24 protein-coding genes are annotated in these 20,696 nt (G+C 60.2%); 17 read left to right on the forward strand and 7 right to left on the reverse strand.

The annotated features are described in order from the left end of the window. Positions 1-33 precede the first annotated feature (33 nt). Positions 34-498 carry a holo-ACP synthase gene (gene acpS / locus GRAN_RS19865; protein ID WP_338323459.1) on the reverse strand — a complete coding sequence of 155 codons (465 nt, stop codon included), beginning with the start codon at positions 496-498 and terminating at the stop codon, positions 34-36. Between the two features lie 65 nt (positions 499-563). Between acpS and GRAN_RS19870 the strand changes: the two genes are divergently transcribed. Beyond that, positions 564-923 carry a hypothetical protein gene (locus GRAN_RS19870; RefSeq protein WP_128914763.1) on the forward strand — a complete coding sequence of 120 codons (360 nt, stop codon included), beginning with the start codon at positions 564-566 and terminating at the stop codon, positions 921-923. Between the two features lie 20 nt (positions 924-943). Here GRAN_RS19870 and GRAN_RS19875 read toward each other — a convergent pair whose 3' ends face one another. Next, positions 944-1,534 carry a hypothetical protein gene (locus tag GRAN_RS19875; RefSeq protein WP_128914764.1) on the reverse strand — a complete coding sequence of 197 codons (591 nt, stop codon included), beginning with the start codon at positions 1,532-1,534 and terminating at the stop codon, positions 944-946. Between the two features lie 77 nt (positions 1,535-1,611). On the opposite strand from GRAN_RS19875, the gene GRAN_RS19880 reads away from it, so the two are divergent. Together GRAN_RS19880 and GRAN_RS19885 are read left to right on the forward strand one after the other, a co-directional pair. Continuing rightward, positions 1,612-2,328, forward strand: a complete 717-nt coding sequence (locus GRAN_RS19880) for an ABC transporter ATP-binding protein (RefSeq protein ID WP_128914765.1) — start codon at positions 1,612-1,614, stop codon at positions 2,326-2,328. 140 nt (positions 2,329-2,468) lie between these two features. Next, entirely contained in the window at positions 2,469-2,726 is a 258-nt protein-coding gene (locus GRAN_RS19885) for a hypothetical protein (RefSeq protein WP_128914766.1), read from the forward strand. A gap of 133 nt (positions 2,727-2,859) precedes the next feature. Here the strand turns inward: GRAN_RS19885 and GRAN_RS19890 are convergent, their stop codons facing one another. The 3 genes from GRAN_RS19890 to fucP form a co-directional block, all read right to left on the reverse strand. Next, positions 2,860-3,498 (reverse strand): thioredoxin family protein, encoded by a 639-nt coding sequence (locus GRAN_RS19890; protein WP_128914767.1) that lies wholly within the window; start codon positions 3,496-3,498, stop codon positions 2,860-2,862. 640 nt (positions 3,499-4,138) lie between these two features. Further along, positions 4,139-4,528 (reverse strand): D-ribose pyranase, encoded by a 390-nt coding sequence (gene rbsD / locus GRAN_RS19895; RefSeq protein ID WP_128914768.1) that lies wholly within the window; start codon positions 4,526-4,528, stop codon positions 4,139-4,141. A gap of 38 nt (positions 4,529-4,566) precedes the next feature. Next, positions 4,567-5,919, reverse strand: coding sequence for an L-fucose:H+ symporter permease (gene fucP, locus GRAN_RS19900; RefSeq protein ID WP_241655036.1), 1,353 nt, complete (start codon positions 5,917-5,919; stop codon positions 4,567-4,569). A 118-nt stretch (positions 5,920-6,037) separates the two neighbouring features. Between fucP and GRAN_RS19905 the strand changes: the two genes are divergently transcribed. Further along, the gene (locus GRAN_RS19905) at positions 6,038-6,538 is read left to right on the forward strand and encodes a hypothetical protein (RefSeq protein ID WP_128914769.1); all 501 of its coding nucleotides are present in this window, start codon (positions 6,038-6,040) and stop codon (positions 6,536-6,538) included. 118 nt (positions 6,539-6,656) lie between these two features. On the opposite strand, the gene GRAN_RS19910 is transcribed toward GRAN_RS19905, so the two are convergent. Continuing rightward, positions 6,657-8,261, reverse strand: coding sequence for a hypothetical protein (locus GRAN_RS19910; protein WP_128914770.1), 1,605 nt, complete (start codon positions 8,259-8,261; stop codon positions 6,657-6,659). 170 nt (positions 8,262-8,431) lie between these two features. On the opposite strand from GRAN_RS19910, the gene GRAN_RS19915 reads away from it, so the two are divergent. Further along, entirely contained in the window at positions 8,432-9,613 is a 1,182-nt protein-coding gene (locus tag GRAN_RS19915) for a diflavin oxidoreductase (protein WP_128914771.1), read from the forward strand. 413 nt (positions 9,614-10,026) lie between these two features. On the opposite strand, the gene GRAN_RS19920 is transcribed toward GRAN_RS19915, so the two are convergent. Beyond that, on the reverse strand, positions 10,027-10,461 hold the full coding sequence (locus tag GRAN_RS19920; protein WP_128914772.1) for a DUF6526 family protein: 435 nt from the start codon (positions 10,459-10,461) through the stop codon (positions 10,027-10,029). 88 nt (positions 10,462-10,549) lie between these two features. Here GRAN_RS19920 and GRAN_RS19925 point away from each other — a divergent pair, with 88 nt between their 5' ends. From GRAN_RS19925 to rplV, 12 genes are all read left to right on the forward strand, one after another. Continuing rightward, positions 10,550-11,425 carry a deoxyribonuclease IV gene (locus tag GRAN_RS19925; RefSeq protein WP_128914773.1) on the forward strand — a complete coding sequence of 292 codons (876 nt, stop codon included), beginning with the start codon at positions 10,550-10,552 and terminating at the stop codon, positions 11,423-11,425. A gap of 503 nt (positions 11,426-11,928) precedes the next feature. Then, positions 11,929-12,333 (forward strand): 30S ribosomal protein S12, encoded by a 405-nt coding sequence (gene rpsL, locus GRAN_RS19930; protein ID WP_128914774.1) that lies wholly within the window; start codon positions 11,929-11,931, stop codon positions 12,331-12,333. 90 nt (positions 12,334-12,423) lie between these two features. Continuing rightward, positions 12,424-12,894, forward strand: a complete 471-nt coding sequence (gene rpsG, locus GRAN_RS19935; protein ID WP_089409352.1) for a 30S ribosomal protein S7 — start codon at positions 12,424-12,426, stop codon at positions 12,892-12,894. 80 nt (positions 12,895-12,974) lie between these two features. Next, complete coding sequence (fusA, locus tag GRAN_RS19940) at positions 12,975-15,068, forward strand: elongation factor G (RefSeq protein WP_128914775.1); 2,094 nt, start codon at positions 12,975-12,977, stop codon at positions 15,066-15,068. A gap of 86 nt (positions 15,069-15,154) precedes the next feature. Continuing rightward, on the forward strand, positions 15,155-16,342 hold the full coding sequence (tuf, locus tag GRAN_RS19945) for an elongation factor Tu (RefSeq protein WP_128911566.1): 1,188 nt from the start codon (positions 15,155-15,157) through the stop codon (positions 16,340-16,342). A 126-nt stretch (positions 16,343-16,468) separates the two neighbouring features. Next, positions 16,469-16,786, forward strand: coding sequence for a 30S ribosomal protein S10 (gene rpsJ / locus GRAN_RS19950; protein ID WP_013581294.1), 318 nt, complete (start codon positions 16,469-16,471; stop codon positions 16,784-16,786). An 81-nt stretch (positions 16,787-16,867) separates the two neighbouring features. After that, complete coding sequence (gene rplC, locus GRAN_RS19955) at positions 16,868-17,605, forward strand: 50S ribosomal protein L3 (RefSeq protein WP_128914776.1); 738 nt, start codon at positions 16,868-16,870, stop codon at positions 17,603-17,605. Between the two features lie 103 nt (positions 17,606-17,708). Continuing rightward, positions 17,709-18,377, forward strand: coding sequence for a 50S ribosomal protein L4 (gene rplD / locus GRAN_RS19960; RefSeq protein WP_128914777.1), 669 nt, complete (start codon positions 17,709-17,711; stop codon positions 18,375-18,377). Next, entirely contained in the window at positions 18,377-18,670 is a 294-nt protein-coding gene (locus GRAN_RS19965; protein WP_128914778.1) for a 50S ribosomal protein L23, read from the forward strand. The genes rplD and GRAN_RS19965 overlap by 1 nt, the downstream gene beginning before the upstream one ends. A gap of 88 nt (positions 18,671-18,758) precedes the next feature. After that, positions 18,759-19,583: a 50S ribosomal protein L2 gene (gene rplB, locus GRAN_RS19970; RefSeq protein WP_128914779.1), complete on the forward strand. Its 825-nt coding sequence runs from the start codon at positions 18,759-18,761 to the stop codon at positions 19,581-19,583. A gap of 104 nt (positions 19,584-19,687) precedes the next feature. Next, positions 19,688-19,975 carry a 30S ribosomal protein S19 gene (gene rpsS / locus GRAN_RS19975; protein WP_128914780.1) on the forward strand — a complete coding sequence of 96 codons (288 nt, stop codon included), beginning with the start codon at positions 19,688-19,690 and terminating at the stop codon, positions 19,973-19,975. Positions 19,976-20,083: 108 nt separating this feature from the next. Beyond that, positions 20,084-20,608 carry a 50S ribosomal protein L22 gene (gene rplV / locus GRAN_RS19980; RefSeq protein WP_128914781.1) on the forward strand — a complete coding sequence of 175 codons (525 nt, stop codon included), beginning with the start codon at positions 20,084-20,086 and terminating at the stop codon, positions 20,606-20,608. Positions 20,609-20,696: the final 88 nt, after the last annotated feature.

The raw sequence follows: 20,696 nt of genomic DNA on the forward strand, positions 1-20,696 counted from the left end.
TTCACAACGACAGCCACTTTGCCGGAGCCAGCGTTAATTGCCCTCAAGCACTACCACTGCCATCGCCACATCCCGGCTATGCGTCAGGCTCAACGAAATTCTCGTTACGCCCAGTTCGGTCGCCAGCTCCGCAGCCCTGCCGTGAAAGCGCAGCATCGGCCTCTGCCCCGGCGCACGGCTTACGGCAAACTCGGTCCAACTCACGCCGTGGCTTATACCCGTCCCGAGGGCCTTGGCCGCCGCCTCCTTCGCTGCGAACCGCGCTGCGAAGCTCTCCGCCGCGTTCTTCACCTTGCGCTGGCAATACGCGACCTCCTCGGTCGTATACACCCGTCGCAGGAACGCCTCGCCAAACCGCTCGACGCTTTTTGCGATTCGGCTGATCTCGATTAAGTCGGTTCCGACTCCAAGCACCATCGCCAACCGTACCATAATCACCCGCCAGATCCCACCTCGGTACCGTGCGTAACGTGACCGGCTGAAGCTCTGTCGAGTCATGACGGGGTGGGCTCCTCCGATGAAGACCCTGACGGCAGAACCCCAAAGCCGCGAGGACACCAAACATGCAATCCATCGACCTGCAAGCTCATACCTACGAAGAGCGCCACGGACTGGTCCCCAGTCTCACTGCCATGGTCTCCCACTGCGGAGCCTGGATTACAGACCGCAGAACCATCTCCGCAACAACGCTTGAGCTTCGCCTCGAAATCCAGCTCCGGTCAGCAATGGATCTTTACGCCGCCCTGCTCTCCACCGGCCTCGAACTCACCCGTCGCGGTCATCAGTCCATGGTCGATCTCTGCAACTGCCAGCGCTACCTGGCAACCGGCGAAGCGAAGCTGATCACCATCCGCCTCGAACTAGCCTTCCTCGAAGACATCACCCTGCATTCGCTTCTCTTCGGCCAGCCTCACTTCGCTTGATCCCAAACTGACTCCGGCGCCTACCGCAGACGCAGCGCGGTAGGCTTGTGGCCGAGGCTGTCGGTGTCTCCAATCACAAGCCATCCCCAGCCCGTCCATCCCCGCGTCAGTACAAGAGAGAGCTCCCCGTCTCCACCTTCGACTCGAAACACTGGTTGGCTTTCAGTCTGTCCTCCAGCGGGAAGCCGCAACGTCAGCGGCACCCCCCCAAGACCAACCGTCCGTCCCCACTTGCTTCCCGATCCATCCATCAGGTAAGCCTCGATCCCATTCACTGCCCGCTGTTCACCGCTACGGTTCGCCACACGAACCGCAACCTGTAACAAGCGCCCTCCGCCTCTCCCTTTGAACTCTCCGACTGACTGCACGCCAGCCACCGCGTAGCAGATCCTATCGAAGCACTCTTCCTGCCCTGGAACCAGGACGCGCTGGGCCTGAAAATGCCCAGTCAGCACCACGGCGCCCACATACACCACCAGCACGCCCACGATCCAAAGCACGCTTCGCCGCGCCCTCGGCCTGTCACCCGTGGCGAGTGCCAGCAGTGTCCCGAGGACGCCAATCGCCGTCCATCCAGCAACACCTCCCAGCAGCCACTCGAAAACGCGCATCGCGAACCTCACTCGGGTAGACTTTACCCTAGCGCAGTGCGAACCATCGCGCTCGCACGAGAGAGTCCCTGAACGCTATGCCCATCATCACCGCCCAGAATCTCGGCAAGACCTACCGCTCCGGAAAGCTTCAAGTCCCCGCCCTTCGCAATGTCAATTTCAGCGTGGAGCCCGGGGAGTTCGTCGCCATCGTTGGCCCCTCCGGCTCGGGTAAGTCGACCCTCTTCTACATCCTTGGCGGCCTCACCGCGGCGACCACTGGCTCTGTCCTCATCGACGGCGTAGACTTCGCCAAACTCTCCGACGCGGAACGTACAAAGATGCGCCGCGCCAAGATCGGCTTTGTCTTCCAGCGCTTCAACCTCCTGCCCACCCTCTCCGCCATGGGCAACATCGAGATCGCACACGACATCGCCAACCTCGGCGCCGCCACCAAGACCACACTCGACCTGTCCCTGCTTGATCACCTCGCCGGCCTTCTCGGCATCCAAGGCCGGCTCGACCATCGCCCGAATGAACTCTCTGGTGGCGAGCAGCAGCGCGTCGCCATCGCCCGTGCTCTCATTACCCGCCCGTCTATAGTCCTTGCCGACGAGCCCACCGGCAATTTGGACACCAAGAACTCAGACGCCGTCCTCAACATGCTTCGCACCTCCAGCCGCGAGCTCAACCAGACCGTCCTGATGATCACCCACAATCCCGAGGCGGCCCAGGTCGCCGATCGCATTCTCACCATGCGTGACGGGGAGATCACCAACATCGAGAAGGGTTCCGGTGTTCCGGTGCACGCCTAAGTCCGAGTGGAGTCCACTGTTTGCCAAAAAAGGGCTGAAAACATTCACCCCAGCAAAATTCACATCGAGACAGGTCTACATCCCTCCAGAATCGGCATCTCTATCCCTATGCGCGGCCGAGCCGCCCAAGGAGAGTTGTAATGACCGACTATCGTGTAGCGAAGGGTGAAGCACAGGAAGACCAGCTCACAGCAGCCATCGAGAAATACACAGCGCAGGTACCATCGTCTATTTACCTTGGCCTGGCGCTCGCCTCCATCGGAGGTTCTATCGCCTGCAAGGCTGCCAAGAAGGATCACCTCGCCCTCTACGTCGGCCAGTGGGTTGCACCATTCCTCATCCTCGGAATCTACAACAAGCTCGTGAAGATCCACGGCTCCGACGGGACAACTGCTTAAGCCAGGACCTCAGCTCATATGGACGAATAGGCCTCGGAAAACATCCGGGGCTTACTCGTCCTTGCCCTTGCTCATCTGGTTATCATTCCCCAAGGCAATTTGCGTTTGCAGTGAACAATCCCCCCACAAGGCCCTACTCCTTCCACTTGATGTTGCACCCAATACTCATCGTCTGATTTGTATCCGGGCGAATCCCGCGAATCAATTCATCCATCGCTTTCCGCAGGTCCTTCCCGGTCACGAGAATGTCGTTCCCGAAGTCCTTACGCCGCGGCCGCGAGTCATCGAGCTGCCCCCGGTACACAAGGTTCATGTCCGCATCGAACAGGAAGAAGTCCGGCGTGCAAGCCGCGTCGTAAGCCCGAGCGACCTCCTGCGTCTCATCCAGCAGGTAGGGGAAGCGGAACCCAAGCCTCTCCGCCTGGGCCTTCATGAATTCCGGCCCATCCTGCGGATACGCTTCTATGTCGTTCGAAGAGATCGCCACTATCGCGACCTCCCCCTCGAAGTCAACGCCGATCCGCGCCAACTCCTCCTCCACATGCTTCACATACGGGCAATGTACGCAGATGAACATGACGAGCAGCCCACGCCGTCCCGTCTTCGAAGGCCCGCCACCGGAGCGGCGGTTCGTCTGATCCCGAGCCTCATCGTCCCAGGCCATCGCGGCCACATCGTCGCGCCCTATCGCCCGCCCGCTCGCTACATCCACCAGTTCAAACGGCGGAGCTGGCGTCCCCAGCTTCACCATCGTTGATTGCGTCCTCGACATCGCGAATCCCCCGGCATCTTTCGCGACCACGATGGGTCGCTGTCCCCTCCAGCCTACCAAGAAGCTCGGATCGATAGCTGTACTGACAGTTTCGCCGTTCACACGCCCACGGCCGGCCACAAGGGAGAGTAGTTACCCCACAGGTACCACCATCGTGGGATTCGCCACTTCGCCGGCAGATGTTCTAGTGGTGTTGGGCAGAGATACGGCTCCTGAACATCCTCCGGGGCAGGTCACCAAAGGTACTTTGTTCGACACGCTGAAGAATTGCAGTATCTGTAGTCCGGTTTCAGGTTGGCGATGGCGGGTTCACTTCAACGTGCCGGCGCTGTAAGGACAGTTTATGTCCATTTGATATACAATTGATCGTCCGGTCGCCTCAGGAAGCCGGCACAGAATGGGACCTATGTCGAACGAAGAGATCCGCTTTGCCGTTAAATCCGCTGTCGTTCTCTGCTTGATTGCACTGACCGTCTGCCTCTAACCGAGGTAGGCTGAGTCCTCGCACACCTCTGTTGAGGCCGCTCACGAACCGTCCAGGCATCACCCAGGAAAAAGAACAAAGGTACTCGAAACCGCAACCCTCAAGGAAGCGGTGAAAGGATGTCCTGCGTCCGCTCGACGAAACGCCTTCGCAGATTCACGCCGATTCGAGAATCATATTGGCGTACTGCGTCGTGTCCCCCGTGCGGATCAGCCCGATCGCGGACGGCACCCGCTTCTTGAAATCCACATGGGACTCCCAGCAGATGGGGATCGGGCTTGTCATGCTCGTAATCGCTGCCAGCGCACTTGCCGTGTTGTGGTGCCGGAACTCTTCCGCCATCCAGATTCGTCCCACCACCCAGTTCATCTGAATCGCGCGCAGAACATCCACCACCCGTGGAACGTCGTCTACCAGCGATAAATCGACCGTCTCCAACCCCGGCCAGAACGGAAACCCACGGTCGGCTATCACCAGCGTGTTCGTATGCCTGACGCGGCTCAGAAGCGAGTTCAATTGCGGATTCAGAATGCCCGTCTTAATCATGTGCGCCTATCAATCCCCTCTACCGTTCTTCTAACTGATCACAGCGTCGGAGCCATCTCCACATCATGCACCGTCGCCTTCCCCGTCACCCGCCCACCAAGCAGCCCATAAAGAGCCACTACCACAAAGCCTCCCACCGGCAGCCAGTACCCTGCCGCCAGATCTCCCGTCGACCGCGCCACCACGCCCATCAGCGGAGGAAACACCGCCCCGCTCACGATCGACATCACGATCAGACTCCCCCCCAACTTCGTATTCGCTCCCAGTCCCTTCACGCCCAGCGCAAAGATCGTCGGATACATGATCGACATGAAGAAGCTCGTCAAAATCATCAAGTAACCACTCATCATTCCCGGATGCGTAATGCATACAAACATCAACCCGATATTGATCACCGCGTACGTGCCCGCCATCTTTCCCGGCGCGATATACCGCATCAACGGCGTCGAGCAGATCCGCCCCAGCCCGAACGCGATCAGATGCGCCGTCAGCAGATACCCCGCCTGTCTCTCCGTCACCGACGTGTAAGCCTTCAGATAAGGAATGTATGTGCTCCACGTCCCGATCTGCGCCCCGATGCACCCGAACTCCGCCACCACCGCCAGGAACAGATGCGGATACTTGAGCAGCGACCCAAAGCTCCCTTGGTCGATCGGGTCCGAAGGACCGGCATTCGGATTCGTATCCAGGTGATCCGGAAACTTCACCCGGCTGATCACAAACGCCAGCACCAGCACCACGCATCCGAGAATCACGTAAGTCGGGACCACCCGCATAATCTCCGAGTGCAGGTAGGCTGCATAAGTCCCCGCCGCCTTCATCGAAGCAACCTGCGCCGGGGTATTCTCAACCCCCGAGAAAATGAACCACGTCCCCAGCAGTACGCCGGTGATTGTCCCCGGAGGGTTGAATGCCTGGGCGAAGTTCAACCTCCGCTCACTCGTAGCTGGATCCCCGAACTGCGCAATAAACGGGTTCGCCGCCGTTTCCAGAATCGAGGATCCACACCCGACAGCAAAGAGCGCAAACAGAAACGGCGCATACTGCCCAATCACCGCAGCCGGCCAGAACAGCAGGGTCCCGCCAGCAAACACACAAAGCCCTGTCAGAATCCCCACCCGGTACCCAAACCGCCGCATCAGCAGCGCCGCCGGAATTGCCATCGTCCCATAGGCCAAAAACACCGCCGTCTGCACAAGCTGCGCTTCCAATAAATTCAGCTCGAATGACTTCCGAAACTGCTGCACCAAGATGTCCGTGAGGTTATTCGACATCCCCCAAAGAAAGAAAACCACTGTGACCAGCGCAAACGGAACCATCTGCCCGGCAGGGAAGACCGGGGCATTCTTATCGTGAGGCGTTCGTGGACCCAGCGAAGTGGAAACTTGCATCGAGACCTCGTTTCGGTGCGCAATCTGCACGAGAAGACTAACCTATCGATTCCGCGAGAGGCGAGTGAGGCTTAGCCCAGCCCACCATCGTCTCTTCAGCAGGCATCGAGGAGAACCTATGTCCACCGCAACCAGGCACTGGATCACCACCGCAATCCTGCTCGCAGTCTTCACCACCACCGGCCACACCCAGCAACGAAGCTCCGCAGCCGTCGGCATCAACACTATGCAGGCCCCCGTCCCGTCGCCGCTTGTAAAGGGGAAGAAGGCCTTCATCTCCTACGAGCTCGGCGACGTCACCAGCTTCCCCTCCCGCTACAGCGGAGGCCCTGAACGCGCCTATAGCGAGTTCTTCAACGCAATGAAGTCCTGGGGCCGTTACGAACTCGTCGGCGACCCCGCCGAAGCCGACGTCGTCTTCGCCATCGGCTTCGTCGACCCACCCGAGATCGCCAAGCCTCAGGTCCGCGTCGGCATCCTCGACAGCAAGACCCACACAGCCCTCTGGGGCTTCGTCGAACAGGTCGACTTCGCCTTCCGCAAGAAGAATCGCGATGCCGCCTTCTCCGACACCGTAGACCAACTTGCCGCCGACGTCCGCCACCTCGTCGAGCCCTAAGGTAAACTCATCGAGCTGTCACCGCAACGCTGCGACGCAAGCGGTGACGTCGTTTCGCGCGATCGGTAGTCAAACTGACGTTCCCCCATCCGTTGAAAAACAAGTGACGCCGCCCGTTCTAAAACCGAAGATTCCCCAACCCCGAAGCGACGGCGCCGGTATCGCACCGCCCGCCTCGAAGGACGAAAACATTCAGATGACGTGACCCCATCCATCCGGCCTCGATCTGTCTCCCCGTCGTCGATGAGTGCATGGCCGAGGTAATACCGGTCAGCCGATACTCTTTCATCAACTCAGCGTCGTTTGTGACCTCCGTGGCGAGAAAGTCATAGCTCACGATCACGTCCGGGTGGAGCGCATGCACATACCCTGCGGGAACTCCGCCGGAAGCCGCTCCCGACCGCAGCGGCTGAAAGGCCAGGGCCAGCGGCGAGGCGATCCCAAACGCGTCATCGACATGGCCCTCGAAGCCGAAACCCAACGCCCCTATCTCCGGGCTCATCACCCTCCCGCTCGGGCAGGTCGCATGGAGCGTGGCGCCAACCTCGAAGTATTGATGAACACGGAATCCGGCGAACCCATCGAACTGACCCACGGCTTCAGGCGTACCGCGCACAATCGGCACAAGCAGCCTGGCAAAGCTCTTGACCGGATGAATCATGATCGTGGTAAGTCCCAAGATAGCAGTGGACAGAAGCGTTCCCCGCAGCCAGAGGCTCGCATTCCCCGCAGGACGATAAAGCAGCAGTCCCAGGAGCAGCGGAACGTAAATCAACGGCAGGTACCAGTCGAACATCATGGCGGATTCGACCGTGTATTCGAGGATGACGATCATGCCCCAGGAGAACGAAATCGCTGGCAGCCAGCGAAAATCCTTCTCTCCAGCCGGACGCGTTCCGAAAGAGCAATCGATCAGGACGCAAAGAAAAAAGCCCAAAAGACCGCACAGAAAGAAATGGCCCGTCAGGCGCGGCGGAAAGAACTGCCCGAAGGCGTCCGAATGGCTAAGCCCATAGCCGATGCTCTTGGCATGCATCGAGTTCGGCAGGACCACGCCAAACTGCCAGAAGAGGAAACCCGCAAACACGGCAACGACCGTCGCGGCCGCAATCGACGCGTCGACAACCTTACGCACCCCGGCCGCAAAGACCAGAGCCAGGGCAAGAAGCGGAAGCATTTCCAGCCTCGTCAACGCAGCGAACGACAGCCACACAAGGCCCCACCGAGAACCACGCAGAAAGCTGTAAGCCGCTGCCAGCAGTAAACCGATCGCCAGGGGAGACTCCATTTGGGCGTAAGCGCTGCTCATCAGCAGAAGGATCGTGCCCCCGCCAGCCAGCGTGGGAAACACATGCCGGGCGAGCCCGCGATCGGGCCATGAGCCTCGAAGAACCACGAGCGCGATCCGGAATGCAAGGGTGGCGCACCAGGCCACCAGGAGTGCCTCGATGATCGGGAGCATCGAAAGACAGGCTCGATGTCTCCACACGCCCGAGACCGCGAGCAGAACCGTCCAGACCGGCGAGGACGTCGCCATCACCCGCTCCCCGGGATTCCAGAAAGCCCTCCCGCTCAGGGCGAGGTTGCGAGCAATCCGCAGATGGATGAACGCATCGTCGTATATCAGCAGGCGGACCCGGTGAAGTATCCAGAAAAGCGCCAGAAAAAGCCCGGTGCTGAGCCCGAACCAAATGCCTGCGGCACGATCAAACGCTCGATTCAACGTGCCATCACGCGGGTATGGCCGGTAGCTGTCACGTGCCGGTCGCTCTCTTTCGGGTGGTTGAAGTATACAGGCGCACAAGATAGACGCGGCGAGTCCACATCGAGGAAAACTCAACAGAATTGGCCCTTCCGCTGTCATCGAGCCCGGATTCCGTTTAAGATGAAGAGATGACCGAGACCACGGAAGCGACTGAAGTATCCGCACCGGCTGCCGCGCACGCGAGCCGCTACACCCGCAACAACCCCTTCCTCTCCGAAGTGACGGTAAATGAGCTGCTCACCGCTCCCGGCTCCGAGAAAGAAACCCGCCATCTTGAACTCACCCTCGACGAGGGGATGCAGTACACGCCCGGTGACGCCGTCGGCATCCTCCCCACCAACCGTCCCGCTGCCGTCGAAGAGATCCTCAAGGCCCTCAACTACACCGGCGAAGAGCGCGTGCTCGACCACTACAAGGTCGAAATCTCCCTCGAAGAGGCAGTGCGCACCCGTCTCCAGATCGGCAAGCTCGTCCGCTCCAGCATCAACCAGCTCGCTAAGCTCGCACCCGACCACGCCGGCCTCAAGGCCATGGCCGGAGCCGACGGAAAAGCCCGCGCTGAGGAGTATTGCTGGGGCCGTGAGCTCATCGACCTCATTCACGACTTTCCCGGTGTCATCACCGCGCCGCAGCAGCTCTTCCAGGTCGTAGCCCGTCTCACCCCGCGCATGTACTCCATCGCGTCCAGCCAGCTAGCCCACCCTGACGTCGTCCAGACCACCGTCCGCGTCGTTCGCTATGACTCCCACGGCAAGGAACGCCAGGGTCTCTGCAGCGGGCATATCGGTGAGCGCGCGCCTCTCGGCGGTCAGATGCCCATCTTCCTTCATGCGAACGGCCAGTTCCGTCTGCCGGAAGACACCACCAAGCCCATCATCATGATCGGTCCCGGCACCGGCATTGCGCCCTTCCGCTCCTTCCTCGAAGAGCGCCGGGTCAAGGGCGAAACCGGCGACAACTGGCTCTTTTTTGGGGAACAGCGCCGCGCCCTCGACTACCTCTATCAGGATCAGTTCGAGTCGATGCACCGCGACGGCTTCCTCACGCGCCTCGACACTGCCTTCTCCCGCGATCAGGCAAAAAAGATCTACGTCCAGGACCGCATCCAGGAGCACGCCGCCGACGTCTATGCCTGGCTAGAGCGCGGAGCTTATTTTTACGTTTGTGGAGACGCGACCCGTATGGCCAAGGATGTGGAGCTTGCTCTTCTCGACGCGATTGCCAAAGGGTCGAACGGCACCCTTGACCAAGCCAACGAGTACCTTGCGCAGATGAAAAAAGACAAACGGTACCAGCGAGACGTCTACTAGCTCGCGCGTCGTCGAAGGGCGGGACACCAGGTGTAGGCCACGGTGTTTCGCCTTTGGCGTTCTTGCCACGCCATGCCTCTGCGCGCTCATGCGCGCCGCGTCAAATCGAGCTGGCTGACCCACAGGGTCGAAAAGAGTGCGCTTCAGTCGTGCGTTCGTACTCCGGGCCCTACTGGAAGCGGAAATAATGTGAAGCCGGTGCGCTTCTGCGGGTGCCGCGCTCGGTGTAGTCCGAGTCTTGGTCTGGTCTTTCAGGCGTTCGCTGACGGGCATTGCGTACTCCGAATCGGCGTCTGTTTTACTTGCAGACCCAAATATAGGAGCCATAACCGGCGCCGGAAATAGCACCAGTGCCGAAAAGCGCTCAGGCTTTCGTCTCGTCGCCTACCACCTCCGCGCTATGAACCTTTGGGCTAAACCCGACTGTGGTCCGCACGCCAGTTCACGATCGCCGCCTTGATCGCCTTTGGCTCCAGCCCTTCCTTCACCGTCCGCAGCACAAGCGCCGGAAGCTCCGCATCCGAAGCAAAGCGCAGCGCCACATACTGCTTCACCGTCAGCTCGCCCGTCTGCGCCAGCAGAGACTCCGGAAGCAGTCTCTCAAACCGCAGCCTTTCTTCCAGCCGAATCACTCGATCCTGCACCTTCAACGCGTTCGACCGCGCCTTGCTCCCGATGATCAGCAGCGCAAACGCGACGAACACATGCAGAATGCTGTTCGACCCGAAGTGATGATGAACCATGCGAACGATCGACATGACGAACGCGACAGCCAGCACGAGCATGGCAAGTAGGAAGGGGAAGTCGCGGCTCGCATGATGTTTCAGGTCCTGCACAGGTTCCGGCATGTTCAACCTTTCAATTTCCAGTGGTACGGATTGTGGCAACGGAGCTTGCCGGATCATACATCGCCTCTGCGCACGTTAAGATAGACGGATGGCAGCAGCAGGAATGAAGCGGAAGCACATTGGTGTCCATCTCGGCACCGCAGGCGGATGTTGGACAGCAGTCAACCGGGCCGTCGAGGCCGGCGCAAACACCTTCCAGATCTTCTCTTCGAGCCCCCGCCAGTGGCGCGCCGCCGACGTCAAGCCCGAAGATGCAAAGAAGATGCACGACCTCCGCAAGGAGCTCGCCATCGGTCCCGTCTCCATCCATGCCAGCTACCTCATCAACCTCTGCAGCCAGACCGGAAGCGTCCGCGAAAACAGCATCTCCGCCTTCCGCTGCGAAGTCGAACGCGCCCTCGCCCTTGGAGCCGAATACCTCGTCCTCCATCCCGGAAGTTGGAAGGGCCTCACTCGCGAAGAGGGCCTCCGCCTCGCCGCACAATCGATAGAAAAAGCCATCGACGGCCTCCCCTGGCAGGGCAGGGACTTCAAGATCCTCATCGAAAACACCGCCGGAGCCGAGTTCTCCCTCGGTGGAAGCCTCGAGCAGGTAGCCGAACTCGTCGAACGCCTGCAGATGTGCGCCCCCGTCGGCGTCTGTCTCGACACCTGCCACATGCACGTCGCCGGCTACGACATCGTCACCTCCACAGGTTACGAAGAGACCATGTCACTCGTCGGCGCCAGCATAGGCACTGAAACCGTCCGCCTCTGGCACTGCAACGACGCCAAAGCTTCACAGGGCTCCAAATTGGACCGCCACGAGCACATCGGCGAAGGCACCATCGGTGCCGAGGCCTTTCGCCGCCTCCTCCACGACTCGCGGTTTGCCCACTGCGCCTTCATCGCCGAAACCCCCGTCGACGCGCCCGGTGACGAAGCCCGCAACGTCACCGTCCTCCGCACCCTCGCCGCCCGCTAGGCCGCAGAATCGTCGCGGTAGTCTTGACGCTCCACCAGGATTTTGGTACCGTAGGAAGGTTCCGCGAATATCCGGAGCCATTCGCCGGGAAGTGACGGCGGCAACTGGATACAAGAGATTCAACACAGAGCTTCCGCAAAGAGAAAGGGAAGCAGAATTCTGTGACCTATCGCAATCGTGCCTGCGACACCCTCCACCCTCACGGGATCCAAAGGATGGGCTATGTGGGCCGGGACAGCGAAACGGAGCCGACTGCAGCATGCCTCCCCGGGCGGCAGCAAGTACGGTCACCGTCGACTGTTATCACCTCAGACGTGAAAGCAGCAAACGCGTGGTTTGCAGTCAGCAGTACGGCCGCGCGCAGGATTCAGGACTTCGCCCGGAACGCCACTTTGGTGTTCCGTCCTTCGTGTGTGCGGCTACATACAACGGATCGAGCGAGGGAGCTGCCCTGCGCCGAGCCCGAATCAACCGATTTGGGTAAGACCTAAGGAGTTTCACCAGTGCCTACGTTCCATCAACTCGTCAAGCAGGGCCGCACGCCGACCCGTTACAAGACTGCCAGCCCCGCCCTCCAGGGCTCTCCCCAGCGCCGCGGCGTCTGCACCCGCGTCTACACCCAGACCCCCAAGAAGCCGAACTCGGCCCTCCGCAAGGTCGCCCGCGTCCGCCTCACCAATGGCATCGAAGTCACCACCTATATCCCGGGCATCGGCCACAACCTGCAGGAGCACTCGATCGTGCTCATCCGCGGCGGTCGCGTGAAGGATCTACCGGGTGTTCGTTACCACGTCGTTCGCGGCACGCTTGATTCCGTCGGCGTCGCGAACCGCAAGCAGAGCCGCTCGAAGTACGGCGCGAAGCGTCCGAAGGCCGGCGCAGCCGCCCCGACCGGCAAGAAGAAGTAGTCAAGTTCCGGGGCCGGGTAAGTCCGGCCCCATCAACCATGTCCAGCTCTTGAGAAGTCCGGCGCTGGAGGAAGACGAGAAAGAGAAGAAATGCCCCGTAAAGGTTACATCGCCAAGCGTGAAGTTGCTCCCGACCCGGTCTACAACTCGACCCTGGTCACAAAGTTTGTGAACTCGATGATGTGGGGCGGCAAGAAGTCCACCGCCCAGGGCATCTTCTACACCGCCATGACGAACCTCGAGCAGAAGGGTGGCGACGAGGCCCTCAAGCTCTTTAAGAAGGCCATCGAGAATTGCAAGCCTCTACTCGAAGTCAAGAGCCGCCGCGTGGGCGGAGCTAACTACCAGGTTCCCATCGAAGTTCTCCCTGAGCGCCGCACCTCACTCGCTATCCGCTGGCTCGTGACCTATGGTCGCGCCCGCGGCGAAAAGGGAATGGTCGACAAGCTCACCGCCGAGCTGCTCGATGCAGCCAACGGCCGTGGCGCCGCGATGAAGAAGAAGGAAGACGTCCACCGTATGGCCGAAGCCAACAAGGCATTCGCTCATTACCGTTGGTAATCGGAAGTTCCTGCTTCGTTCGGTAATTTGACCTTGGATTTAGAACCGCTGGCCTGGGCCAGCAGATAGAGATCAAGACTGTGGCACGCACTATACCGCTGAATCGTTGCCGGAATATCGGGATCATGGCGCACATCGACGCCGGAAAGACGACGACGACCGAGCGCATTCTCTTCTATACGGGCATCACGCACCGTATCGGAGAGGTGCATGAGGGCACTGCGACCATGGACTGGATGGAGCAGGAGCAGGAGCGCGGCATCACCATCACCTCCGCCGCGACCACCTGCACCTGGAAGAACATCCGCATCAACATCATCGATACGCCGGGCCACGTCGACTTCACTGCTGAAGTGGAACGCAGCCTCCGCGTGCTCGATGGCGCGGTTGCCTGCTTCGACGCCGTTGCCGGCGTGCAGCCCCAGTCCGAGACCGTCTGGCGTCAGGCCGATAAATACAAGGTTCCCCGCATCTGCTTCATCAACAAGATGGATAAGGCCGGAGCCGACGCCGTCTACGCGACCTCGACCATCGTCGATCGTCTCGGAGCCCGCGCGATTCCGATCAACATCCAGATTGGTGCCGAGGCGAAGTTCCTTGGCGTCGTCGATCTCGTCACGATGAAGGCCATCTACTGGCACGATGAGACCATGGGCGCGGAATACACGGTCGAGGAGATCCCCGCGGATCTGCTTGAGACCGCGAAGACCGCACGCGGCGTTCTCATCGAGGCTGTGGCCGACTCCGACGACGAGATCATGAACCTGTATCTCGAGGGCGAAGAGCCGACCGAAGCGCAGCTCAAGGTTGGTATCCGCAAGGCGACGATCGCGATGAACATCTTCCCGGTCCTCTGCGGTTCGTCCTTCAAGAACAAGGGCGTGCAGACCCTGCTCGATGCCGTCGTCGACTACCTGCCGAGCCCGCTCGATATTCCTCCCATGATCGGGCACAATCCCGACAACATGGAAGAGGAGATCATCCGCAAGGCTGATGACAGCGAGCCTCTCTCTGCCCTCGGCTTCAAGATCATGACGGATCCCTTCGTCGGTCAGCTTATCTTCATCCGCATCTACTCGGGCGTGCTGAAGACCGGCGATACGACGCTGAATCCGCGCACCGGCAAGACCGAGCGCATCGGCCGCCTGCTCAAGATGCACGCGAACAAGCGGGAAGAGATATCGGAGATCATGGCGGGCGATATCTGCGCCGCCGTTGGCCTCAAGAACCTCATCACTGGCGACACGATCTGCTCGGACAAGAACCCTGTCGTCCTCGAATCGATCGACTTTCCGAAGCCCGTCATCGAAGTCGCCGTCGAGCCGAAGACCAAGGTCGACCAGGAGAAGATGGGCGTCGCCCTCGCCAAGCTGGCGCAGGAAGATCCCACGTTCAACGTTCGCACCGACGTCGACTCCGGTCAGACCATCATCGCCGGCATGGGCGAGCTTCACCTTGAGATCATCGTCGATCGCATGATGCGCGAGTACAAGGTCGAAGCAAACGTCGGCAAGCCGCAGGTCAACTACCGCGAGACCATCCGCGGCAACGCCGAAGCGGAAGGCAAGTACATTCGTCAGACCGGTGGTTCGGGTAACTACGGTCACGCCAAAATTCGCATCGAGCCCAACGAGCCTGGTAAGGGTTATTTGTTCTCGAACGACACCAAGGGCGGCACGATTCCCAAGGAATACGTGAAGCCGATCGATCAGGGCATCCAGGAAGCCATGCAGGGCGGGGTTCTGGCTGGGTACGAGATGGTCGACATCAAGGTCTCGCTCTACGACGGCAGCTACCATGACGTTGACTCGAACGAAATGGCATTCAAGATCGCCGGTTCGATGGCCTTCAAGGAGGCGGCCCGCAAGGCGAAGCCGGTTCTGCTCGAGCCAGTGATGGCAGTCGAAGTGACGGTCCCCGAGGACTACATGGGAACCATCATCGGCGATCTTAACAGCCGCCGCGGACGTATCGAAGGCATGGAGATGGTCGGCAACACCCAGGCGATTCGCGCCAGTGTGCCGCTCTCGACCATGTTCGGTTACGCCACGCACATGCGCGGTGCGACCCAGGGTCGCGCGAACTACTCCATGCAGTTCAAGCAGTACGAGGAAGCGCCCCGATCGGTCTCGGAAGAGATCATCGCCAAGGTGCAGGGCAAGGATCCGAAGTAAAGAAAGACAGCAAATTCTTGGCCTTATCTTCCTTAGGCCGCCAACAGATTGAGCAGTCAACGCAGTAAGCAATACGGAGAGCAGTCATGGGCAAGGAAAAGTTTGACCGGTCTAAGCCGCACGTCAATATTGGCACGGTTGGCCACATCGATCACGGCAAAACGACGCTGACCGCGGCGATCACGAAGGTTCTGTCGAAGCACAACCCGAACAACACGTTCCGTTCGTTCGACACCATCGACAACGCTCCGGAAGAGCGCGAGCGCGGTATCACCATCGCGACCTCGCACGTCGAGTACGAAACGGCGAACCGGCACTACGCGCACGTCGACTGCCCGGGCCACGCCGATTACATCAAGAACATGATCACCGGCGCCGCCCAGATGGACGGAGCGATTCTCGTGGTCGCCGCCACCGACGGCCCGATGCCCCAGACGAAGGAGCACGTTCTCCTTGCCCGTCAGGTCGGCGTTCCCTTCATCGTCGTGTTCCTGAACAAGTGCGATGCTGTCGAAGACGAAGAGCTCATCGAACTCGTCGAGATGGAAGTCCGCGAGCTCCTTTCGAAGTACGACTACCCCGGCGACGACACCCCGATCATCCGTGGTTCGGCCCTCGGCGCGCTCAACGGCGAAGCCCAGTGGGAAGCCAAGATCGACGAGCTCATGGCCGCGGTCGACAAGTACATTCCCCAGCCCGAGCGTGCGGTCAACCTGCCGTTCCTGATGCCGATCGAAGACATCTTCTCGATCTCGGGTCGCGGAACCGTGGTCACCGGCCGTATCGAGCGTGGCAAGATCAAGGTGGGCGAAGCCTGCGAGATCGTCGGTTTCCGCGACACGCGCGCGACCGTCTGCACTGGTGTCGAGATGTTCAAGAAGCAGCTTGACGAAGGCCTCGCCGGAGATAACGCCGGCCTCCTCCTGCGCGGTATCGCGAAGGAAGATGTCGAGCGTGGCATGGTGCTTGCGAAGCCTGGTTCGATCACGCCGCACACCGAGTTCAAGGGCGAGATCTACGTTCTGAGCAAGGAAGAAGGCGGACGTCACACTCCGTTCTTCAACGGCTACCGTCCCCAGTTCTACTTCCGCACCACCGACGTGACCGGATCGGCGAAGCTGCCGGCTGGCATCGAGATGGTGATGCCTGGCGATAACGTTCAGCTCGAGATCACGCTGCACACGCCGGTCGCGATGGAGAAGGGTCTGCGCTTCGCTATCCGCGAAGGCGGACGCACCGTCGGAGCCGGTACCATCTCCGAGATCATCAAGTAAAATAAGGCTTTATAACAAAAGCTGTTGCTTGTTTTTATATATCGAGGCCTGTCGGCCCATTGAGATGTAAGCAGGAAATGACCGGCAGGCACTCCAAACGATCTTTGCAGGAAGAAAGAGAATCACATGGCTGGACAGAGAATCAGAATCCGTTTGAAGGCGTATGACTACCGCGTGCTTGACACGTCCACCGGCGAGATCGTCGAGACGGCGAAGCGCACCGGAGCTCAGGTTGCCGGACCCATTCCGCTCCCGACGATGAAGAACAAGTACTGCGTTCTGCGCTCGCCCCACGTTGACAAGAAGTCGCGCGAGGCCTTCGAGATTCGTACGCACAAGCGCCTGATCGACATCCTTGAGCCCACGCAGCAGACGGTGGATGCGCTCATGAAGCTCGATCTTCCCGCTGGCGTCGACGTTGAGATCAAGACGGTACAAAAATAGCCTCGTAACAAAGGCCTTTACGTTTTCGCACCATTCACCCGGCAGTGCTCTTCTCGAGCATGATGAGGAAAGGAACTCAGTATGTCAGTCGTAGGAATCCTTGGTAAGAAAATTGGTATGACCCAGATCTTTGACGAGCGTGGAGATGTTCATCCCGTTACCGTTCTCAAGGCTGGCCCATGCGTCATCACCCAGCTCAAGACCGTCGCGAAGGACGGCTACGACGCCGCCCAGATCGGCTACGTCGACTTCGTCAAGGCGTCCAAGATCAACAAGGCGATGACCGGTCACTTCGCGAAGTCGAACGTGCCTCCCGTCAAGATGATCAAGGAAGTCGGCATCGAAGTCGCCAAGGCTGGCGATGATGTGGAAGACGCCGTCAAGGCTGGCGATCGCGTTCTGGTCGACATCTTCAACGACGAGCGCTTCGTCGATGTCATCGGCACCTCCAAGGGCCGCGGCTTCGCGGGCGTCATTCGCCGCCACGGCTTCGGCGGCGGACCCAAGTCGCACGGTCACATGTTCCAAGTGCAGGGCTCGATCGGTGCTTCGTCGTTCCCCTCGCGCGTCTTCCCTGGCCAGCGTATGCCCGGTCACATGGGACATGCCCAGATCACGGTCCGCAACCTCCGCATCCGCGGCATCGACCTCGAGGACAACCTCATCCTGGTTGAAGGCGCAGTCCCCGGACCGCGTGATGGTTTCGTCCTGATCTCGAAGGCCAAGGCTCCGCCGCGTGAGCGTCGTGGGTTTGCCGGTGCCGCCACGAAGGATGCTCTCAAGGCCTCCAAGAAGGCTGCGCCGTCCAAGAAGAAGTAAAGAAAAAGCTTCCCAACAGAGAGCCCTGAGTTTTCACAGCATCGGGGCTCGCAAACAAAGTCAGGGCTCGCCGCATCGATGGCGGGCAAGAAGAGAGAAGAAGATGGCAAACATCAACGTAGTCAATCTGGGTGGGGAGAAGGTCGCAGAGTTCGAACTCAACGACATCTTCACCGCAGAGATCAACGACGCGCTCCTGTGGGAGGCGGTCAAGCACTATCGGGCCGCCCTCCGTCAGGGAACCGCCGCCACCAAGACCCGCAAGAACGTCTCCGGTTCGGGTAAGAAGCTCTGGAAGCAGAAGGGAACCGGCCGCGCGCGTATCGGTTCGATCCGCTCTCCTCTCTGGCGTTCGGGTGGTACGGTCCACGGACCCCAGCCCCGCAGCTATGAGTACGCGTTCCCCAAGAAGAAGCTCTTCGGTGCCCTGCGCTCGGCCATCGCCGCCAAGATCGCGGAAGGCAAGCTCACCATCGTCGATTCCTTCGCCGTTTCGGAAGGCAAGACCAAGATCTACCGCAACGCGCTGAACAAGCTCGAGGCCGGCAAGACCACGCTTCTGGTCGAGTCCAGCCAGAAGCTCGACGAGAACCTTTATCTCGGTTCGCGCAACCTCTCGGGCGTTGAGCTTGTGCTCAGCTCCGAAGTCCACCCCTACGATCTGCTCAAGTATGAGCACGCCGTGTTCTCCCGCGACGCCTTCGAGGCCATCCAGGAAACACTCGCCAAGAACACGTCGAAGCGCAAGGCTTCCGAGAAGGAGGTTGCGTAATGCCAACCCTCTATACCGTCATTCGCCGCCCCCTCATCACTGAAAAGGGCATGACCGTCAAGGAAGTCCAGAACACGCTCGTCTTCGAGGTCGCCCTCAAGGCCACCAAGACCGAAGTCAAGCAGGCCGTCGAGACGCTGTTCAAGGTCAAGGTCCACGGTGTCCGCACCGCGACCGTCGAAGGCAAAGAACGTCGCCGTGGCAAGTTCGCCGGCTACCGCCCCGACTGGAAGAAGGCTTACGTTCGCCTGAAGGCCGGCGAAAAGATGCCCGAGTACCTCGACAGCCTCTAAGCCGCCCGGGTCATCTCCGCGCAGCTCACAGATATCGCTTCACGTATGCCTCGCGTCACAGAGGCGCAAAGAGCAAGGGAACAGAACAATGCCGATTAAATCATTCCGCCCCACAACGCCGACACTCCGCTTCGCGACGAAGCTGGTGAACGACGACATCACGACCGACAAGCCCTACAAGCCACTCCTGGGCGTCAAGCCCCGGACCGGCGGTCGCAACTCGACCGGCGCCATGACCATGCGTCACCAGGGCGGCGGTCACAAGCAGAAGCTTCGTCTCATCGACTTCAAGCGCGACAAGTACGGCATCCCCGGCACCGTTGCGACCGTCGAGTACGATCCCAACCGCAGCTCTCGCATCGCGCTGATCAACTACGTGGACGGCGAGAAGCGCTACATCATCCAGCCCGTCGGGCTCAAGGTCGGCCAGTCGATCATGAGCGGTCCCGATGCCGATATTCTCGTCGGCAACGCACTCCCGCTCAAGTTCATCCCGACCGGTACGATCGTGCACAACATCGAGCTCCGTCCCGGCAAGGGCGCGCAGATGGCCCGTTCGGCCGGCGCTCAGGTTAACCTCGTGGCCAAGGAAGGCGACTACGCTCTCCTGAAGCTCCCCTCCGGTGAGACCCGGCGCGTGCTCGTCGAGTGCATGGCGACCATCGGCCAGGTCGGCAACACCGACCACGAGAACGTCACCATCGGTAAGGCTGGACGCAACCGCTGGAAGGGCATTCGTCCTTCAAACCGCGGCGTCTCGATGAACCCCGTCGATCACCCGCACGGTGGTGGTGAGGGTAAGACCTCGGGCGGACGTCACCCGGTAACCCCGTGGGGCCAGCCGACACGTGGATACAAGACGCGCAATAACAAGCGCACCGACGTATTCATCGTGAACCGCCGCACCAAGTAAGTATTTCGCAGTCTTTTTTTACGCCGAGAGTAAGCCCAAGTCTCGTAAGTTGAGATTCGTCGTATTCAGCAACCAGCATCAACCAGCAACTCGGAGCAAGACATATGTCACGATCTGCAAAGAAGGGTCCCTTCATCGACGCTCACCTGATGAAGAAGATCGACGTCATGAACGCGGCGAACGACAAGAAGGTCCTCAGGACCTGGTCGCGCCGCTCGACCATCCACCCCGACTTCGTCGGCCACACCATCGCCGTCCACAACGGACGCAAGTTCATCCCGGTCTACGTGACGGAGAACATGGTGGGCCACAAGCTCGGTGAGTTCTCGGCGACCCGCACCTTCAAGGGCCACTCGGCGCGCGCCTCCGAATCCTCCGCAAAGCCCAAGTAATCCGGCGCATCCAGTTAGAGCGATAGATACGCCGCACTTCGGAAGAAGACAAGGCGAAGCAGAAAATTCGAGAAGTTCGCGGGCAAGTGAAGCCCGAAGGAAACGATCATGGCAAAGACCGCAGTACAGCAACCCCGAGAGTTCCGCGCTGAAGCCAAATTTCAGCGCACCAGTCCACAGAAGGCGCGGCTCGTTCTCGAGCTCATCAAGGGCCTCCGCGTCGAGGCGGCGATCAACGCCATCCACTTCAGCTCCAAGCGCATGGCGCCGGTGATCGAAAAGGTTCTCCGTTCGGCCATCCAGAATGCCAGCTACGTCTCCGACGAGCAGGGCCTGGATGTCGACATCGATAACCTCTACGTCCGCACCGCGATCGCGAACGAAGGCCCGCGCATGAAGCGCATCCGCCCCGCTCCGATGGGACGCGCCTTCCGCTACCAGCGCAGGCTCTGCCACATCATCGTGACCGTCGCCGAAAAGGGCGCGGTAGCCGCTGACACGACCGGCACGACCGAGACGGCGAAGGCCGCCAAGGGCGCACCGGCGAAGAAGACGGCAGCGAAGAAGGCTCCAGCCAAGAAGGCAGCCGCGAAGAAAGCGGCTCCCAAGAAGGCAGCGGCGGCAAAAGCTTAGGATTCTGATCGCGACTCAAAATTTTGAGTAGCTAATACGCGGTTTTCAGGTAAACTTAGAAATTGTGCATGGGTGCCGGACCGGCTAG

This window comes from Granulicella sibirica (genome assembly GCF_004115155.1).
GTDB classification, from domain to species: Bacteria; Acidobacteriota; Terriglobia; order Terriglobales; family Acidobacteriaceae; genus Edaphobacter; species Edaphobacter sibiricus.

Coding starts and splice junctions, on each gene's coding strand:
- acpS (WP_338323459.1), bottom strand. CDS start 498: ATGACTCGACAGAGCTTCAGCCGGTCACGTTACGCACGGTACCGAGGT.
- GRAN_RS19870 (WP_128914763.1), top strand. CDS start 564: ATGCAATCCATCGACCTGCAAGCTCATACCTACGAAGAGCGCCACGGA.
- GRAN_RS19875 (WP_128914764.1), bottom strand. CDS start 1,534: ATGCGCGTTTTCGAGTGGCTGCTGGGAGGTGTTGCTGGATGGACGGCG.
- GRAN_RS19880 (WP_128914765.1), top strand. CDS start 1,612: ATGCCCATCATCACCGCCCAGAATCTCGGCAAGACCTACCGCTCCGGA.
- GRAN_RS19885 (WP_128914766.1), top strand. CDS start 2,469: ATGACCGACTATCGTGTAGCGAAGGGTGAAGCACAGGAAGACCAGCTC.
- GRAN_RS19890 (WP_128914767.1), bottom strand. CDS start 3,498: ATGTCGAGGACGCAATCAACGATGGTGAAGCTGGGGACGCCAGCTCCG.
- rbsD (WP_128914768.1), bottom strand. CDS start 4,528: ATGATTAAGACGGGCATTCTGAATCCGCAATTGAACTCGCTTCTGAGC.
- fucP (WP_241655036.1), bottom strand. CDS start 5,919: ATGCAAGTTTCCACTTCGCTGGGTCCACGAACGCCTCACGATAAGAAT.
- GRAN_RS19905 (WP_128914769.1), top strand. CDS start 6,038: ATGTCCACCGCAACCAGGCACTGGATCACCACCGCAATCCTGCTCGCA.
- GRAN_RS19915 (WP_128914771.1), top strand. CDS start 8,432: ATGACCGAGACCACGGAAGCGACTGAAGTATCCGCACCGGCTGCCGCG.
- GRAN_RS19920 (WP_128914772.1), bottom strand. CDS start 10,461: ATGCCGGAACCTGTGCAGGACCTGAAACATCATGCGAGCCGCGACTTC.
- GRAN_RS19925 (WP_128914773.1), top strand. CDS start 10,550: ATGGCAGCAGCAGGAATGAAGCGGAAGCACATTGGTGTCCATCTCGGC.
- rpsG (WP_089409352.1), top strand. CDS start 12,424: ATGCCCCGTAAAGGTTACATCGCCAAGCGTGAAGTTGCTCCCGACCCG.
- tuf (WP_128911566.1), top strand. CDS start 15,155: ATGGGCAAGGAAAAGTTTGACCGGTCTAAGCCGCACGTCAATATTGGC.
- rpsJ (WP_013581294.1), top strand. CDS start 16,469: ATGGCTGGACAGAGAATCAGAATCCGTTTGAAGGCGTATGACTACCGC.
- rplC (WP_128914776.1), top strand. CDS start 16,868: ATGTCAGTCGTAGGAATCCTTGGTAAGAAAATTGGTATGACCCAGATC.
- rplD (WP_128914777.1), top strand. CDS start 17,709: ATGGCAAACATCAACGTAGTCAATCTGGGTGGGGAGAAGGTCGCAGAG.
- GRAN_RS19965 (WP_128914778.1), top strand. CDS start 18,377: ATGCCAACCCTCTATACCGTCATTCGCCGCCCCCTCATCACTGAAAAG.
- rplB (WP_128914779.1), top strand. CDS start 18,759: ATGCCGATTAAATCATTCCGCCCCACAACGCCGACACTCCGCTTCGCG.
- rpsS (WP_128914780.1), top strand. CDS start 19,688: ATGTCACGATCTGCAAAGAAGGGTCCCTTCATCGACGCTCACCTGATG.
- rplV (WP_128914781.1), top strand. CDS start 20,084: ATGGCAAAGACCGCAGTACAGCAACCCCGAGAGTTCCGCGCTGAAGCC.